The following is a 16,147-nucleotide window of genomic DNA, read 5'->3' as shown; positions in this document are numbered from 1 at the left end:
ACTTGCAACAGTGTTGGCCCGGAGAACAAATTGAGTACGCGCCCTTCGCATTGCGCTTCCACCCATAAGCGGACGGGAGTTATGGAAAAGGTATATCGGTGCAAGGGGCACCGGTAATGTTCTAAGATCATTTTACCTCCCAATAGCCCGGCGGGGCTCGTCATCTTGTTCGTTATCCAATGAAAGGATATTATCCTCATCCTGAATCTCTGCGATTTCATCGTTTTCAGTTCCCTCTACGACCCTCAGTTGGTTGTCGCGGATAGTACCTGCAATTTTAACCTGGAGCCTGGCTGCATCTGCTTTCAGGTCGGCCAATTCCTGTTCCTTGTCAAACTCCCTGGCCATGATTCCTTTTAAGACAGGAATCTCTTTATCATGGGTAGCCACTTCTTTTTCGTATTTCTCTTTCAGAGGCACCACGCGGTCGATTGCGCTGATAAAATACCGGGCCGCGAGTTTGGGATTGTCCACGTTTGGCAGGCCGCCATTATACAGGTATTTAATACCCGACTTTGGGCCTTCGGCATACAGGGAGTTGGAATACTTGTACTCCATCAGCCCGTTGGTTTCAATACCTTCGCGCTGCTGGCGGATATACAGGTCGAACCCATAGAGCGTTCCAATCTGTTGATCCTCAGGTTCTCCTTTTGCGGGTTTCCAATTACGGTATAGATCGATGATATGCCTGCCGATGGCTTCCGGATCTGCCGATTGCAAACCGGTGATACGGATAGGGTTATGTTTCGTCCCCTCCTCGTCATGGGTAAGCAATGCTTTATAACCGCCTTCATCCAAAGCGAGCTTTTCCAGGGTAACCAGGGTTTTAGTACGTTCTTGTTCAACAACATCGAGGCGAACGCGCGCCCGTGAAACTTCCTTATAATGCGATGATCGCGAGCCTTCCAAAACGGCTATCTTTTTATCGACACGTGTTTTCTCCAGCAATGATGTATCGCCTGAAAGAATGGCGATGTATTCCGCAAACCCCATTCCACCTTGTTCATCAAAAGCACCCTCATCGATAGAACGTACGCCTAACTGGCTGCTCTTGATCTGGTCAATAAACCGTTGCTTGGTTTGTAACAGGTTAAACTTGTAATTGTCCAGTGATTTTTCGGTGGCATATACGAACCGGGGTACTTTGTTATCAAAATGCGCTTTTGCCAACCAGTTGCCCTTTCGGCTGAACCTGCCGCCGCGCTGGTTCAGGTCTGAAGGCCGCCATGGAATATCGAGGTCATGAAGGGCTACGCCACGTTCCTGCACGTTGGTTCCGGTTCCCAGCTTTTCAGTACTGCCAAGCATGATACGGATATAGCCTGCGTTCATGAGGCGAAACATTTCCGGCCGTTTTTTATCCGGCCAGTCGTGGATAAAGGAAATTTGACCGGCAGGAATAGCAAAATCCCTTATCAGCTTCTCTTTCAGCGCATCGTAAATGTTAAACTCATCACTTTTGGGTGTGCCGATATCGCAAAATACCAATTGCGTTCCCCGGTGTTCGTTGCTTAATTCATAAAATTCGGCCACTTTCCGCGCACAGGTGTTGACCTTATTGTCCGGGTGGTCGCTGTAAAGATCCGAATCGATCAGGCGCATATCAGTCGCCATCTTCTTGGCGTAATTGGTGGCGATCAGCATCCTGGCCTTATCTTCATCTTCGGTGAGTGGTTCCCGCCCTATCAACGTGGCATCGCCGGTGCTGGCAAATTCCATCAGGCGGCGGATAAAATCCTCTTGCTCCGGTGTTGGCTTGATGTTCACCAAATGTTCGTCGAGTTCCGGCTTATCCAGGTTGATTTGCTCGGCAGTCTTATAATCGGTGATCTCGTTGTAAAAGAGTGCCAGTTCAGGCACCTTTACAAAATGACGGAACCTTTCTTTCTGGATAATCTCGTTAGTGACGGAAAACTCAAAGTCCACCGTTTTGCGGGCGTATACCGCTGCCCAGCCGTCGAAATTTTCGATCTGCTGTCTTTCCAGCTCTCGCGGCCGCAGGTATTTGAATATCAGGTACATCTCCGTTAGACTGTTGGAAATCGGCGTTCCGGATAAGAAAGTGACACACAGATCGGCATCAAACTTCTTCTGTAAAGAACGTACCGCGAAAAGCATATTGAGTGCTCGTTGGCTGCCTTGGGGATTACCCAAACCTGCCACCCGGTTGTGGCGGGTGGTAAAGGTGAGGTTCTTGAACTTATGGCTTTCGTCTACAAATAAGTGATCGATCCCCATTCCCTGGAAGGTGACACCGCTGTCCTTCCTGTTTTCGATATCAAAAACTACCTGCGCCAATGCCGCCCGCAAATTGGCTTGGCGCACCCGAAGGCCCTTCAGCATTTTGCGGGTAATCTGCGCGCCCAGGTTTTCCAGGGTCTGCAGGTCACGAACCACATTGTCCATTTCCTCTTGCAGGATCTCCCGCTGGATTTCAGGGTCCTGCGGTATTTTGCCGAACTGTTCGTGCGTCATAATCACGCAGTCCCAATTATTATTTTTGATCTGGAGGAATAACTGCTGACGTTTACCGGGTGCAAAATCATCTTCCGTTGGTGCCAGAATTTTCGCATTCGGATAGGCGCGCCGAAAAGTATCAGCGATCTGGATTACATTAGCTTTCAGCGCCAGAATAGACGGCTTGGCAACGATACCCAGCCGCTTCATTTCTATGGCCGCGACGATCATAGTCAGCGTTTTGCCCAAACCCACTTCATGGTCAATCCATGCGCCCCGGTTCTGGATAATTCGCCAAGCCGCATTGCGCTGTGAATCGTATAGTGCCGGAACACCTGCACCCTTGAGATCAAGACCTGGGAAAGTGAGGTGGCTGCCATTGTATTCGCGTAGCGCGTAACAATTAAAGATGGCGTTGTAGCGTTTTTCCAGGAACAACTTTTCTTCGGCAGACAGTTCCTTTAGCCAGGCGACAAAGCGCTCGCGGATCGTTTCTATCTTTTGGTGGGCAGCCTGGGTAGCTTCATTATCCGGTATCCGTACATCCTCACCGTCTCGCTTCACTTTATAGGTAAAGAAAGGGTTGGTGTTTTCAAGCGCGTGTTCCAGGAGCGTATGCCCTTTCATTTTCTGCCCTGATTTCGGCAGTACCGCAAACTCACTGTCTGTGATTGCGTTCCCGCCTGAATAACCAACTTTAAAAGTATCGGCAGAAGGAAAATACTCTACCTGCGTATTTAATTCAAAAAGCCGGGTTGCAAAACGCTGGTAATAATCGGTCGGTATCCAGCGTTCGCCCAGGTTGAAGTCCAGCTCCAATAATTCGTAGGGTATAGCTTCAGGCTGCGCACGCTGGATAGCCGCCAGGCTGCGGGCGATCTGCAAATGGTCGGGGTTCTCCTTAAGAGCAACTTCGGCCTCGGCCAGTTTTTGAACGACATTGCCTGACAGGTAACGGTCGGTGGTTTCCCAATCCTGCACTGACGGATTAAAAATGATCTGTTTTTCCAGGTTGACAATAACCTCCTGTTCGGAAAGGCCAGTTACCCCGGAAATATAATTAAGGTCAACAAATCCTTTATCGTTCAGGCAGCGCGCAAGTGCCTCCGCCGGATCATCCGTCTTTAAGGCTTCCCGTCTCGGAAATACCGGCCCATTAAGAATATCCGCTTTAACAAAGCGGCCTTCCTCTTTTTTTTCCAGTGAATAAAGTACAGTGAAGCCAAAGGCAGGATCGTTCAGCATCCGGGACCGGTTAAAGGTCCTGTTTAGCTCGCCATAAGTTTCCGTAAATGCCTGGTAATGCTGGTTGAGTGTTGCCCGTAAAGCGGGCTGCTCGGTCAGCGTTTCCGATTCGGTATTGAATAACGCTACATAGGCATCCCTAACCTGGATATAGGCTTTGTAAAAGGCGCGCTGATCCTGTTCCTCGAAAGGAAAAAATTCAGCTTCCGTTTCACCTGGCGTGCCGATCAGGCCCGCCTTGTCGCCATGAACGACCAGCGTATCTTTAACGTAAAACGGTTTAAGGTTACGGAATCCTTTAGGCCCTTCAGGTACCAGACCAAAGGCTGGTTCCAAACTTTTGTCGCCTTCATAAACGTAGTCATGCCCGAAACCCTTTAATTTTGCAGAAAGCGCTTTAAGTTCATCGGAAAGCACATTTCCCGTCAGCCATTTGGCCGATACCTTTAACTCCGCGACATTGGCATAAAGTTTATACAGGTAACGCCCGGAAGATTTTGCCCGGGCGGTCAGCAATACCACGCTGTCATGATCAGGTCGCTCCGTTGTTCTGATGGTGCTGATCATACGTGCGGATGAAGCGTCGACAGCTGCATTGTCCATATCGGACAAATAGGCCTGCGCTTTCCCGGCGGGTTGCGGGGCGGTGTCGAAAAGTCCCAATTGAGCCACCACTTTAGTTTCCTTTGGCAGCGGAATGTTCAGGAAGGTGAGCTTTTTGGCATCCGTCTTTACTGCTTCGTTGCGACGTTCCAATTCACCTGTTTCAAAGGCCAGTTGCTGTTGCAATGTTTCAAAGCGGGCCCGGTCAAAGCGGGCATCCAGATCATTGGCCAGTTGTTCGACCATCGCCGGAAACAAGGTTTCCATGTCGCCATTATGCCAGATAACGCGTGCCGGTTTACCGTACTGGTTATGACCTTCAATAACTTCGTCCGCCATGATCAGTTCGTGATGCCTGTGCACGTAAGCGTTGAGCGGATAGGTGCCATTTTCACCGGTCTGCTCGACCGTCGCCAGCAGCGATTCTTCCGCTTCGGAAAAACTTTTTTTATGGTCGTTCTTCTGTACCAATAACAGGTGCGTCGGGGCCTCCACATTGGCATTATCCTTCATCAGGTTATCCGGCAGTATCAGCAGGCTGATAAAATCAGCCGAGGTAAACAGGTGCTTACGGGCCATATCGTTGCCCGGTGTGTTCAGGAACGCATCGGTCGTTAAAAAGGCCAGGATGCCGCCATGCCCGATCTTGTCCAGTCCCTTTGCAAAAAAATAGTTGTGGATGCGGTCGGTGATGCTGTTGTTCCGGTAGGCCGGGTCAAAAACCGAAATATTTCCAAATGGGATGTTAGAGGCGATCAGGTCATAGCGGCCCTTCTCCGTGGCTTCCGTTTCTTCAAAGCCTTTTACCTGTACTTCGGCGGGTACCGGCATGTCAGCACATATGGCGGCAAGGATCTTGCCTGTCAGCATGTCCTTTTCTATGGCCATGACGTTTTGCAGTTCCGGCAAAAGTCGGGCAGCCTCTGTAATAAATATACCGGCCCCTGCGCTCGGTTCATATAAGTGTTTCGGTAACAACCCATGATCACCCAGCACGGTATAAATAGCACGGGGTATTAGGTCAGGGGTGTAATAGGCAGTTAGCGCACTGTCCTGCAAGTCATCCAAGGCGCGCTTGTATGCGTAAGCACTTAATTTTTCCTTCAACAAGCTATGCAGGTCCATGACCTGGGGGTACAAACGGAGGTCAGCCTGGGAGGCATTTTGCTTCACCCATTCGTCGCGATCGCCTGCCGGATAGTAGACGGCCTTCAGTCCGCCGAAACCTGAATACGCTTTAAGAGATGAAAGTTCGGGTTCGGTTAGTTTGCGCTTGCCGTCCCAATCCAGCGCAACGCGGAGCGCATTGATATTGGCTGCCAGTTTTTCACGGGGATTATAGGCCATTTTTACCTCCTTCCTGTAGGTAGTCGTCTATCGCGGTGATGACCGCATAGTACAGTAAGCTGCTGTCGTCTGCTTCCGGCCAGCCGAACTCCTGCAAGGTTGCTTCGCAAGCTGAACAGATATTCTGCATTTCATAACGGATAATGCCGGCTTCGTGAAAAAGCAGCCAATGACTGCGAAAATCCTGCTCCAGCACATCTTCCAGAAAGTCGTGCGCTGAAGGCGGCAAACCGCTGACGAGGCTTTCTATGTCCTCGAATCCTGTTAAGTAGTCTTCCAGTTCATGCTCATCCTGCAGTCGGATATACAAGGCAGGGTCAAGCCGCACCAGCGCATTGGCCAGGCGATTAATGGTTTCTGCCATATGCTTGAATAAATTAAGACGGGCCGCCTATTTCGGTAAGACGTCGGCACGTAGAAGATCTTGGTAATTGGCCTTTAGGGTAAGGATACGACCTGATAACTGCTTTTCACTGAGCCCGATACTAAATACCTTGTTGCCGGGGAAGGTCAGTTTTTTAAACACGAATATGTTCCGGTAATATTTGTCGAATGCAGGGATATCCTGCAGGATGAACAAGGGCGTCACAACCACGGATTGGACCGTGCTCGCTTTCGTGACTTTTTTATCTTCAATGCTGAAATGAAGCTGATCAATGGCATAAGGCAGCTTGGTTTTGTTGTGAAATCCTATATCCAAAAATATATAATCGCCAAGCGTATAAATATGATACAAGTAGCCCTGCATACCGAAGGCTTTGGCATCCTCGATGGGATTACCCGGACGAATCGCCAAAAGCCGCAGGGCATTTGCTTTGAGTTCCAGTTGTGAAAGGCCGATTTCCGGATTGTCCAGCGGGCGGCAGTCCGATGGTTCAATAGCTATTTCCGTTTGTACGGTGCCATCGCGGTCATCCCGGCAGGGAACCACCCGGTATTGTGCAATGAACTTTTCACCGGTTATCGTAACCACGGCATCGTTGAAACGCCTAAGTGAATCCCGGACATGGATACGCAAAACATTGGGTACCGGAAGATCACCGGAAATGTCTTTGACCGATATATCCACGAAACGAATGGGCCCGGGGGAAACGAAATGAACGGAGACGTTGTCGGGAAGATAAACGACCGGAAGGTCGCGCTTATTCAATTGGGCAAAGCATTGCCCCGCTACCGCAATGATTGCGGTCAGCAATAACAAATATTTTTTCATGTTAATGGTTGTTTTGAATGGTTTGTGGATCGACCAGGTACACATAGGTGCCGTATTTGATCTTTGCTTTGTTCTTGCGGATAGCACCCGCAATAGCTGAGGAAGTGGATTGAAACACTTTATCCATGGAACTCATGAGCAACTGGTTTCCGGCGCTCCCGGATTCAATGCTCACGCCCTGCATGGTATTACCGCTCAGGTCTTTGGTGAAATCCCGGAACGCAGAGGCTGGGACATACAGACCGGGAATTCCGTCCTGGTCGTAAACCGAAAGTTTGACGGGCAGGATCTGACCTCCGGACATTACTGTACTAATCACGAAGGTGACCCGCTGCTGTGTAAAGCTGTTCACCAGCCCGTAAAGGGTAGTACCTTTTGGGATCAGGTTTTTGCCTGCCCAGATATCTTCGAGCAGGCGCAGCCTGATGCGAGAACCGGCGTAAGCAATAATTTCCTCGTCTATCATGGCGGAGATTAGTTCGCTATGCGTTTCCGGGCGGATCGTATTGAATTCCGCGCTGCCGCCAGCCGCTTTATGAACTTCCAGTGTCGCCGGCTGCCCTGCCAACGCCCTGGCTTTCTCCAATTGCTTTTGATGCTCGGCTTTCAACGCCGGGTCATTCGCTTTTTGCATACTGTCCACATAAGCCATTTGCTGTTTGAACACTGCCATAGGGTCTTTATCAGCCGGAGCATTGCTGGACGGGCTGCCTAAAGAGCCCCGAGCTTTCCTTTGCGCGGCAAGCGCATTGAGGGCTGCAGTCACTTGCCTGTCCTGCGCGGTCGCGCCCTGTTTAGTAACCGGTGCTGTCATTCCGGAACTGAAACGCGCTTTCATGGCACGGTCAATGGAATCCATTTGCGCCCGTTGCCGGTCAGAATAATTGCCGGTTAGTTTGGTAGCTGAAGCTTCGTCGGTGGTGACAGGTGCTACGGCGGTAAGACCGTCGCTCTCTTTGTAAGTGTTACGGAAAGCATCCAGCTTATCGGAGAGGGCAGTTTTTTTGACGTGGGCTGAAACGTTGCCCACATCGCTTTGTATAGCTGCGGTTTGCTTTACCGGCCCTTTATCTTTAGCTTTTCCGTGGTACACATAAAAGAAAAGGCATAAAAAGGGTAGCAGTATCAACGGCAGGATATAGCGCGGTTGTTTGAAGTTGATCTTCATAATTAATGTTGAATTTTGTGTTGCAAGTGTTGCAGGGAGTCCAATGCATGTTCCAGCCAAATGCTGTCTGCATGCGTAAGGCGGCCTTTCGCTAAGGTAGTTTCCACCCGTTCTTTAAGATCCAGGGTTCGCTTCAGGTCAGATCCTGTTTCCAATATCCTGGCAAAGCCGGCATCCAGCGGATGCGGGCTTTTTACGTTGTTCGGCTGCTGGTCCTGCATCGCAGGATGGGCAGCCGAACTTTTTACCGGATGGCGAAAAACGGTGAACGAGATCACGCCCGAAAAGAGTAAAAGTCCCACCATCATGTAAAAGATCATCCTGGGATGGTACAGACATATTGTCCCGAACTTTGACCCTGCCTTTTCAAAATACGCCCTGAACTCCCTGTATAATTCTTTCGAAAGGGTAGCGTCAGGGTCGCGGTTAGAATGAATTCTTTTGAACATCGGAGAGGTCTTTATTTTCCAGGGTCTTCCATCCGGTGATGAGGACACCGTGGGGGTTGTTATCGCTGCGCGGGATATCCTTTAGGTAACCTTCTGTTACGAGGGATCGCGTCAGCGTCGAGCTGCGCCGGTCAATTTTTAATTTACCGTAATAGCGGAAATAATGGCGCGGCACATCCAGCAATATGGAATCCGTTTGCAGCGTAAGCACGGAACTGGAGGATAAAATGGATGTAAAAAACCCTTTCTCCTTGAGGTCGTCGTATTCCCTTGCGCCGGATTCATCGATCAGGTACATCGCTTTTTTAAGCTGGTATTCGATGTATTTATCATCAGGCGTCAACGAGAAGAACAAAGTATGAAACAGGTCGACATGCGCGCGGTACTCTGCCGGGCGATTAACCTGCATATCGGTTTGCTTAGCCAGTATTGGCACATTGTTATCCAGGATGTAAACGCTTTGGCGGGCGTTCGCAACCTGCTTGAAGGCGAATACAGATACAATGCCGCAAATGATGACCGAAGAAACTAAGCTGCCCATAGCAATGACCGTCGCAAGCCGGATTTTGGCTTCGATATTTTTGATTAGCATAAATAGGAATGAATTTTACAGCACGGCGCCGCCGGCTTTGCGGGCGGCCATGACCACCATGGAGGCATTGCGGCCAAATGCTGAGGAAGCTGAGGAAATCCCTGACGTGGAAATGATCCAGGTTGAGATTGATGGCACCGTGAACATACAAACGGCACCGATAAAAAAAACAACGATCACTTCACCGAAAGATAATATACCATTGCCAGAGAATATCGCGAACTTTTCCATCAGGCCACTGGCACCTGGCCGAAGAAGTTCCTGATACTTGCTGATCTCGGAAGATAGCGCATATTTCTGCATCAGCGCGCAGAGGTACATGATCAGGTAAGCTATACCGGTATATAGGTTTACTGATACAAAACGGGCAACCCAAGTGGAAAAGCTATCCCGAAAGGCAGGCAGGATACTAACCGCGACGGCAAAAGGCCCGAGTATAATGAGGATACTTGAATAAATGATCTGTATCATAAAGATGATATAAGTGGCGATGCGGAGTATCCAAAGGCCTGCCAGTTCCAGTATCTGGGTCATCAGCAACTGAATGCTGATCTGCAGCCGAGCCTTCAATTCCATCAGGGGGGCGACCACCGTAGAGATTCCTTCCTTAACAGTTGAAGTCACCGCATCCCAGGCCTGGCCGTACCAGGTGTCCGATTCTTTTGCGGCGACTTCGGTCTGTGCCTGAAAGGTATACAAGGAATCGGCAACCTGTTTCATCAGGTCAGCCCGCTGAAAACGAAGCTGGTTCACGTTGTCCTGTTCTGAAGCGAACATCTGCTGGGTTTCGTTAGCCACCAGGTCGGTTGGGAAAGCCACCATTTTGGTGAAACCACCCCACCAAAGGATCACCATTGCCAGGCCAAAGGGCCTCAACAGCGGCATGACTTCCAGTTTTTTGTCACCCGCCATCATTTCATAGCTCTTGACCGCAAAAAAAATGATCATGAAGATTGCAGCAAGCGCCTTCGCGTCAGTAATAAACAGATCAAAGTTAGACCAGATCGAATCTTTCAGGCCGGTCAAAAAGGTCATCATGCCTGTTTCATAAACCCCATCGCCCTGAAGGAATTCCAGCGATTTTTCATAGCTGCTATCCTGCGCAAAGCAGCAAAAGCTTACCGTGCAGAGGATAAGAATCATTAAGAGTTTCTTTTTCATCAGTATTTTTTATTTGCTAAAACTTGCCTGGCCAGCTGTACATCTGTATCCGGTGTCCAGCCGGAAGTAATGACAGGACTGCCTTTGGCCATAGTTTGCTGTTTGACCATAGTGATATTTTTCTGCGCTGTAGCGACACGGGTCGCCCAGGTTGCCGCGAGTGTCCGGTACTCTTTGAGATACCGATAATAGGCCATAATGCGTGAACCCCTGTCCATATCCGTCGACCGTGCGGCGTTAATGCGCTCTTTCAACATAGCCAATTCATTCTCGTACCAGGGCAAGAGACCTTCGGAAATAACGGCGTTTCGCACTTGTGCCGTTAGTGGTGCAAGTATCGAAGCGTCTGAATAATTCAACACAGGTGCCAATGCCTGGCTATAGTACAGCAGCCATAAAGGGTCTGCATCCGACAGTAATCCGGATTGTTCGGCTATCGAGGTTAAAGCGGTGTTCCTGACAGTATCGGCATTCAGCTTATAGCTGTTATCTACCGAATTCATGGTGCCGACCAGCGCCAGGCGCTGGGTTTGCGGGCCGGTTGCCGAAAGCGGACGAAGGTCGGTTTTATGGTAATTCGGTTCGAATAGCCCCCAGGTGAGCCAGTAATATGGGTTGAGGCCAAGAAAGCCTGAAGTCGGCGTGAACTTATTCTGGTCCCATTGCAGGTAAACCATTCGTTCTTCCTGGTAGCGGACACTTTGGTCAGCGACATCCCGTTGTGCGCAGGCGCGCAAGGCGAATAGCGGAAACAGGATCATTAATATTAAGAATCTCATTTGTTTAAAAATTTTGCGTTTTGAATGATCTGCGCTGCAAAAGCGCGATCCTTATTGATGTAGCCGGCGAAGGGGTTAAGCGTTTTAAGCACGCCGCGCTCCTTCGCCCAGTACATCGCTTTCCAGGTGCCATAGGCCATACCGTCCATTATCTGGAGTTGCTGAACGACTTTGCGCAGCAACTGATCGCGGCCATTGTAATCTGCCAGCATGTTTCCGTCCGACTTGAGGATGAAGCCTGATATGTCGCTCACCATTGCGGTAGCCTTAGGCCCAAACTCATTTTGAATTTTGGTGGTGACCAACAAGAGTAACGGGTCATCCTTCGCCAGTGTAAGGCTTTCATTCAGGTAATAAATGATGTCGGCCGTGGTGCGGGATATCTGTTTGACCATCAGGCCATCCTTTAAAGCCGAGTTTACATTAGCCAGCGAATTATAGATCAGCGTCTGCGCGGCTACCACGGATGAGACGTTGGTATTGACGGTATTAACATTGTCATTGATCTTTTTAAGGTAGTTCTGATGCGTTCCTTCGGCCGCCATGCGCACGGCCTGATTTTCTTCAACGGCTATTATATGCTGGGGGTCAACGACTATTTCCTGCGAAAAAGCCGAAAGCTGCAGGCACAAACCAAAAAGAAACAAGCCTGTTTTTTTCATCGCTTCAGGTATTTGGCATTGCTCAGAATATCGCTGACCATATGCTGATCCTCATAAACGAAGTCGTCAAAAGGATTCAGGTGGTGCAACAGGGATGCAAGCGTGCCGAATTGCACATTGCGGACCAGACGGTTACTCATATCTTCGATGTTGCTCAATTCCGTAACGACGTAATCGAAAAGCAGCTTCCGGTCGGAGGCCTTCATCTGGTTAACGTCCCCGATAGATAATATCAGCCCGGCGAGATAGCGGATAAGCATTTCAGAATGTGCTGCAAAATCTATTTCCGTCTGATACGCCAAGGCTATGATCGCGGGGTTCTTCTGAGCAAGCTGGTACAGCTGTGACTGTGAGCGGATGATACTGTTAACCATCAGCTCTGCTTCAATACCGACATTGGCGGCCGTGATCGCCGTTCCCAACGTGGAGTAACGGTTCTGCAGGGTGCGGTACATATCCTTGATCTTGCCAAGCAATGTCTTGTTGGCCGTTTCCGTTGAAGTGACGGCAGCCTGCTTATCCCGCGCATCTGTTTGCAGGCTATGCTCAGATTTAGAATAAGAAACAAGCTGTAAAAGTTCAGGGACATCGAGCACCTTTCCCTGACCATAGGACCATGCCGAAAGCAAAAGGCTAAACGCCATCATCAGCAAAGTTTTTTTTATCATGATTGAAGGATTACAAGAACTAAATTGATTACCCTATTACGGGTCAAAACATAGCCGAAATTTATCAGTGCAGGTATTTAGCTTCACTTAGCACCGAATTGGCTATGCGTACATCCTCATTCTGCCAGGTCGACCAGGGATTAAGCGATGCCCAGATTCCGCGCAATTGCGCCCAATACATCGCCCGCTGCATTCCGTAAGCCAATCCCCGCAGGACATGCATTTCGGTAACAATATGATTCAGGAGTTTGCCACGTTCGGAACTGTCCATCAGGTTGTCGCTGCCTCCTTTCAATACATATGCAGAAACATCCGTCGCCAGCGTTGCCGCCCGTTTTTCAAAATCCTGGGCACCCTGCTGTGCAAACAATAGCAGAACGGGGTTACTCCGTGCGGTCTGAACCGCCTTTTCCACGTCGCTGACGATATCTGATCCCGTTTCGGCAATGTCTTTTACTGAATAAAGGTTATTGATAACCGAAGCCACTTCGGACAAACCTTTATAAATTTTGTTTTGCAAGTTATTGACTATGGTGAGCTGCCCGGTCACTGCCAGCTGCGCGGTCTGAATGGCCGTCAATTTATTGTTGGTGTTATTGAGCTGGTTGTTGATGACCGCACTGTTTGCAAGCATGGCACCCGATGTGACCGGGTCAACGACAAGCTCCTGGGCATGTAATGCCACAGATAGTAGTACCGCGAATAGTAAAAACAGAAAATTCTTCATGTTAAAGGATTAAAGGTTTGTTTTGCTGGTTGATCTTCTGGACGAAGTCACCTGCGGGTAGTCCGCTGCGTTCGATGTCGGCAAGAAATGCATCCAGCGCAGCCGGATAGGAGCCATAATGCTGCACATAAATATGGACAGCGTTCTTCTCCGGCTTTTCGGTGGTGTAGACATAATACTGCTGGCGGCTTACTTCTACGCCATAAACCTCGCCGGTGGAACCGCGGCGGATATAAACCTCGTTAAAGCGGGCGCGGCTTTCGCGGTTATCCAGCTGGTTAATCGTAAAGATTTTCCGCTGTTCGGTGGCTGAGATAGAAAGCACTTTGGCGATCTCGCCATAGTTATCCCGGAACTTTCGCTGATCCAGCAGGATGACGGTATCCGAGTTATTGATGATACTGTCTTTAACGATGGGGTTCCCGATGATGTCGGAAAGCTCCTGCGTAACTTCGATGATCTCCCCCCAGAATTTACGCACCGTCTTATTGAGGTAAAGGAGAAAGTTCGCCATGATCGGCGACATCAATGCGCGCCAGGCTTCTTCGAGAATAAGCGCTTTGCGCTGGTTCCTGCGGTTGCGCATCTTCTGAATAAACACATCCATAATGATGAGCGTAACTATAGGTAGCAGTACTAAATTGTCCTGTAAGGCATCAATTTCGTAGACGACAAAGCGTTCATTCAGCAGCGATTGGTCACTTGTTTCATTGAGGATGCTTTCATATTCGCCGCCGCGGTAGAACTTTTTGAGCACGTAACGGAACTCGTCAAGATCAAAGGGAATACGTTCTTCACTTTTGATTTCCGGTATTTTCTCCAGGGCGAATTCGTAAAAACTGTTAAAAGAAAGATCGACCCCTGAGCCGTCTAAAAAGGCCGACGCATAATACACGCTTATCGTGGCAGTCAGCACATCGCGCTCAATGGTGGATACCGAACCACCTGCACCTTTCCAAAGGAGGGCAATCAGCGTAACAAGGTTATCTTTTTTCTCCAGGTTGTACTCATCCCCGGTGATCAGGAAAGGATTCATGGTGATGGGCCTTTCATCCGACCAGGTAATGTATTTTCCACCGTAATAGGCGCACAACCCGGAATAGGAATGCCCGACGTCCACGATCACCACATCCATATTAAAGAGCAGGTATTGCTCTACTAAGGAATTCATAAAGAATGACTTACCAGATCCGCTGGGCCCTAACACAAACTTGTTGCGGTTATTGATCCGCCCGGTACGCATGGGTAGGTCAGCGGGGTCAATGGCCACCGGGATACCCTGCCGGTCAGTTAGGCGGATGCGAAATGAGGATGGCTCATCCTCCATAGCTCTTTCTTTAAAGAACAGGCAGAGCGCCGCATCGCTGGTCGTGAGGAACCAATCATAGTTCTTTAGTTCGACTCCATTGCCCGGCATGGCGGCGCGGAAGAGTTCCAGTTGATTGTAGGCATTCTGGTTCGGAATGATACCGAGTTGAAACAATGCGCTTTCTACATAATTGACCGATTTTTGTATATCCGTTGCCGGTGCTGCAACGATGATGCTGTAATGCACGTTGACAAGCAGCTGGCCATTGCGAGCAACGTCTTTCAACAACAGGTCGATGTCCTCTACACAAAGGGCGTTGGCCGGGTCTGGAATGCCTGAATGGCGCTTTCGCTTTACTTCCAGTTTATTGAGCGTGGCCTGTTGCGCGGGTATCTCGATCACCTGGTTGTACAATATGGCTTCAAAAGCCGGTACTTTATACAGGAAGGATAGCATATCCACGGGAAAACCGCGTACCGCCTCGTTCTCGTTGAGTTCAGTGAATGTGCCCAACTCTCCAGGCATATCAACATTATCGCTGTTTACCAGGGGAATGCAGCGCACCGAGCGCTCACCCATGCGGATATCGGTATCCGTCGGCTTGAAATTGTTAAGCGAAAACGGTCCGTTTCCAAAACGCATGGCGAGAATCCGGCGGACCAATTCAGTGATCTGTTTTTCGGATAAAATGGAAGGCTCGCATTTCGCGGCCTTTAACACATCGGTTACCTTATGAACGGCGGTGCGGAAGTCCCGCAGTTGTTTTGGGTCATAAGTATAAAAGCGGCCTTTTTTAACCTGCCGGGTAATGGTCAGGTAAGTATCGGTCCGCAAAGCGGCGCGGCCCGCGAAATGGGCATTGAACTTTTGTTGCAGGTACTCAGCGGCAGGTGCCGGATCAAAGGGCGTTTTGTGCAGGATATCCTGCTTTTGAAGCAGGTAACCGTCACCCAGTATCTTAATGATGCCGGTAAGCAGGTTCTGAAATTCGTCATAGTCCCCTGCGGCCGCAGCATATTGTACAACCGGGTTTTTCATAGCGATCACAACGGAAAACTCACCGCTGGAACCGTATAAGATATCAAAGTCTTCTCCGGCGTCAACGCCGATATACGGCGTTTCAAACTTCCTGGCGTTCATAAATAAAGGGGGTAACGATATAGATTCCCTTATGCCGGGTCTTATTATGTAGGCCTTTTTTCTGCCGGGAGGCGATGTAGAGCAGGCCACCGGCAATGCAGCCGATCAGGACGATCATACCCAGCCACATATTGATCACGGCCATCGTCACGGAACCCAGGACAAGGCCGGAAAGCACCGCGCCAATGCCCCAATAAATGAACTTTCCGCGGAAGCCTTTGTAAATAAGGGGCCTTTCGAGCCCCTTATAAATTGCGAATTTTCGCGTGGTCATAAACCAAAAAAGGCTTTGATGATCAGCGAAGAGAGTACCAGAAATAAACAGGAACCACCCCATCCCATCAACTCTTTGTTGATGTCCTGGTCACCCGAGTTCCACTTCGAGTAAACGCGGATACCACCGACGATGCCGACGATACCGCCGATGACCAGGGTAATATCAGTTACCGGGTCGATATAGGTTTTCAGGGTTGATGTGGCGGTAGTTAACCCGTTAACGCCACTTTGGGCAAATACGAAAATTGGGCTGACGATGAACGCCAGTACCCAGGCCAGCTTGCGCTGGATGTTTTTAAGCATGAAAAAAGCATAAAGGAGATTTTTGAAGCCGGCTTAAAGCGATCGTGC

The 16,147-nt window shown here is 49.5% G+C and carries 14 protein-coding genes; all 14 read right to left on the bottom strand.

What is annotated here, in order from left to right; all coding sequences use genetic code 11:
• Positions 1–132: 132 nt before the first annotated feature.
• The 14 genes from RG47T_RS20750 to RG47T_RS20685 all read right to left on the bottom strand — a co-directional run bounded on the left by RG47T_RS20750 (position 133) and on the right by RG47T_RS20685 (position 16,099).
• Complete coding sequence (locus RG47T_RS20750) at positions 133–5,652, bottom strand: helicase-like domain-containing protein (protein ID WP_074491348.1); 5,520 nt, start codon at positions 5,650–5,652, stop codon at positions 133–135.
• On the bottom strand, positions 5,642–6,016 hold the full coding sequence (locus RG47T_RS20745) for a hypothetical protein (RefSeq protein ID WP_074491346.1): 375 nt from the start codon (positions 6,014–6,016) through the stop codon (positions 5,642–5,644). The genes RG47T_RS20750 and RG47T_RS20745 overlap by 11 nt, the downstream gene beginning before the upstream one ends.
• A 27-nt stretch (positions 6,017–6,043) precedes the next feature.
• The gene (locus tag RG47T_RS20740; RefSeq protein WP_074491344.1) at positions 6,044–6,865 is read right to left on the bottom strand and encodes a DUF4138 domain-containing protein; all 822 of its coding nucleotides are present in this window, start codon (positions 6,863–6,865) and stop codon (positions 6,044–6,046) included.
• A gap of 1 nt (position 6,866) precedes the next feature.
• Positions 6,867–8,033: a conjugative transposon protein TraM gene (locus RG47T_RS20735; RefSeq protein WP_074491342.1), complete on the bottom strand. Its 1,167-nt coding sequence runs from the start codon at positions 8,031–8,033 to the stop codon at positions 6,867–6,869.
• A 2-nt stretch (positions 8,034–8,035) separates the two neighbouring features.
• A complete protein-coding gene (locus RG47T_RS20730; RefSeq protein ID WP_139235715.1) occupies positions 8,036–8,482 on the bottom strand; it encodes a hypothetical protein in 447 nt (148 codons plus the stop codon).
• A complete protein-coding gene (gene traK, locus RG47T_RS20725; protein WP_074491338.1) occupies positions 8,460–9,074 on the bottom strand; it encodes a conjugative transposon protein TraK in 615 nt (204 codons plus the stop codon). The genes RG47T_RS20730 and traK overlap by 23 nt, the downstream gene beginning before the upstream one ends.
• A gap of 15 nt (positions 9,075–9,089) precedes the next feature.
• The gene (locus RG47T_RS20720; protein WP_074491336.1) at positions 9,090–10,235 is read right to left on the bottom strand and encodes a TraJ family protein; all 1,146 of its coding nucleotides are present in this window, start codon (positions 10,233–10,235) and stop codon (positions 9,090–9,092) included.
• The gene (locus RG47T_RS20715) at positions 10,235–11,014 is read right to left on the bottom strand and encodes a hypothetical protein (RefSeq protein ID WP_074491335.1); all 780 of its coding nucleotides are present in this window, start codon (positions 11,012–11,014) and stop codon (positions 10,235–10,237) included. The genes RG47T_RS20720 and RG47T_RS20715 overlap by 1 nt, the downstream gene beginning before the upstream one ends.
• Positions 11,011–11,676 carry a hypothetical protein gene (locus tag RG47T_RS20710; protein WP_074491334.1) on the bottom strand — a complete coding sequence of 222 codons (666 nt, stop codon included), beginning with the start codon at positions 11,674–11,676 and terminating at the stop codon, positions 11,011–11,013. The genes RG47T_RS20715 and RG47T_RS20710 overlap by 4 nt, the downstream gene beginning before the upstream one ends.
• Complete coding sequence (locus tag RG47T_RS20705) at positions 11,673–12,344, bottom strand: hypothetical protein (protein ID WP_074491333.1); 672 nt, start codon at positions 12,342–12,344, stop codon at positions 11,673–11,675. Before RG47T_RS20705 ends, RG47T_RS20710 begins: the two co-directional genes overlap by 4 nt.
• Positions 12,345–12,408: 64 nt before the next feature.
• Positions 12,409–13,071: a hypothetical protein gene (locus tag RG47T_RS20700; RefSeq protein WP_074491332.1), complete on the bottom strand. Its 663-nt coding sequence runs from the start codon at positions 13,069–13,071 to the stop codon at positions 12,409–12,411.
• Between the two features lies 1 nt (position 13,072).
• Positions 13,073–15,520 (bottom strand): TraG family conjugative transposon ATPase, encoded by a 2,448-nt coding sequence (locus RG47T_RS20695; RefSeq protein ID WP_074491331.1) that lies wholly within the window; start codon positions 15,518–15,520, stop codon positions 13,073–13,075.
• Positions 15,501–15,794, bottom strand: coding sequence for a plasmid transfer protein (locus tag RG47T_RS20690; protein WP_074491330.1), 294 nt, complete (start codon positions 15,792–15,794; stop codon positions 15,501–15,503). The genes RG47T_RS20695 and RG47T_RS20690 overlap by 20 nt, the downstream gene beginning before the upstream one ends.
• Positions 15,791–16,099: a DUF4134 domain-containing protein gene (locus RG47T_RS20685; protein ID WP_074491329.1), complete on the bottom strand. Its 309-nt coding sequence runs from the start codon at positions 16,097–16,099 to the stop codon at positions 15,791–15,793. Before RG47T_RS20685 ends, RG47T_RS20690 begins: the two co-directional genes overlap by 4 nt.
• Positions 16,100–16,147 lie beyond the last annotated feature (48 nt).

The sequence above is a fragment of the Mucilaginibacter polytrichastri genome, from assembly GCF_001911425.1.
GTDB lineage: Bacteria > Bacteroidota > Bacteroidia > Sphingobacteriales > Sphingobacteriaceae > Mucilaginibacter > Mucilaginibacter polytrichastri.
Note: the sequence above shows the minus strand (reverse complement) of the source record. Positions and strands in the feature narration are given on the sequence as shown.

Bases quoted from the DNA above. Each gene is read 5' to 3' on its own strand.
- RG47T_RS20750 (WP_074491348.1), bottom strand. From the start codon at position 5,652: ATGGCCTATAATCCCCGTGAAAAACTGGCAGCCAATATCAATGCGCTC.
- RG47T_RS20745 (WP_074491346.1), bottom strand. From the start codon at position 6,016: ATGGCAGAAACCATTAATCGCCTGGCCAATGCGCTGGTGCGGCTTGAC.
- RG47T_RS20740 (WP_074491344.1), bottom strand. From the start codon at position 6,865: ATGAAAAAATATTTGTTATTGCTGACCGCAATCATTGCGGTAGCGGGG.
- RG47T_RS20735 (WP_074491342.1), bottom strand. From the start codon at position 8,033: ATGAAGATCAACTTCAAACAACCGCGCTATATCCTGCCGTTGATACTG.
- RG47T_RS20730 (WP_139235715.1), bottom strand. From the start codon at position 8,482: ATGTTCAAAAGAATTCATTCTAACCGCGACCCTGACGCTACCCTTTCG.
- traK (WP_074491338.1), bottom strand. From the start codon at position 9,074: ATGCTAATCAAAAATATCGAAGCCAAAATCCGGCTTGCGACGGTCATT.
- RG47T_RS20720 (WP_074491336.1), bottom strand. From the start codon at position 10,235: ATGAAAAAGAAACTCTTAATGATTCTTATCCTCTGCACGGTAAGCTTT.
- RG47T_RS20715 (WP_074491335.1), bottom strand. From the start codon at position 11,014: ATGAGATTCTTAATATTAATGATCCTGTTTCCGCTATTCGCCTTGCGC.
- RG47T_RS20710 (WP_074491334.1), bottom strand. From the start codon at position 11,676: ATGAAAAAAACAGGCTTGTTTCTTTTTGGTTTGTGCCTGCAGCTTTCG.
- RG47T_RS20705 (WP_074491333.1), bottom strand. From the start codon at position 12,344: ATGATAAAAAAAACTTTGCTGATGATGGCGTTTAGCCTTTTGCTTTCG.
- RG47T_RS20700 (WP_074491332.1), bottom strand. From the start codon at position 13,071: ATGAAGAATTTTCTGTTTTTACTATTCGCGGTACTACTATCTGTGGCA.
- RG47T_RS20695 (WP_074491331.1), bottom strand. From the start codon at position 15,520: ATGAACGCCAGGAAGTTTGAAACGCCGTATATCGGCGTTGACGCCGGA.
- RG47T_RS20690 (WP_074491330.1), bottom strand. From the start codon at position 15,794: ATGACCACGCGAAAATTCGCAATTTATAAGGGGCTCGAAAGGCCCCTT.
- RG47T_RS20685 (WP_074491329.1), bottom strand. From the start codon at position 16,099: ATGCTTAAAAACATCCAGCGCAAGCTGGCCTGGGTACTGGCGTTCATC.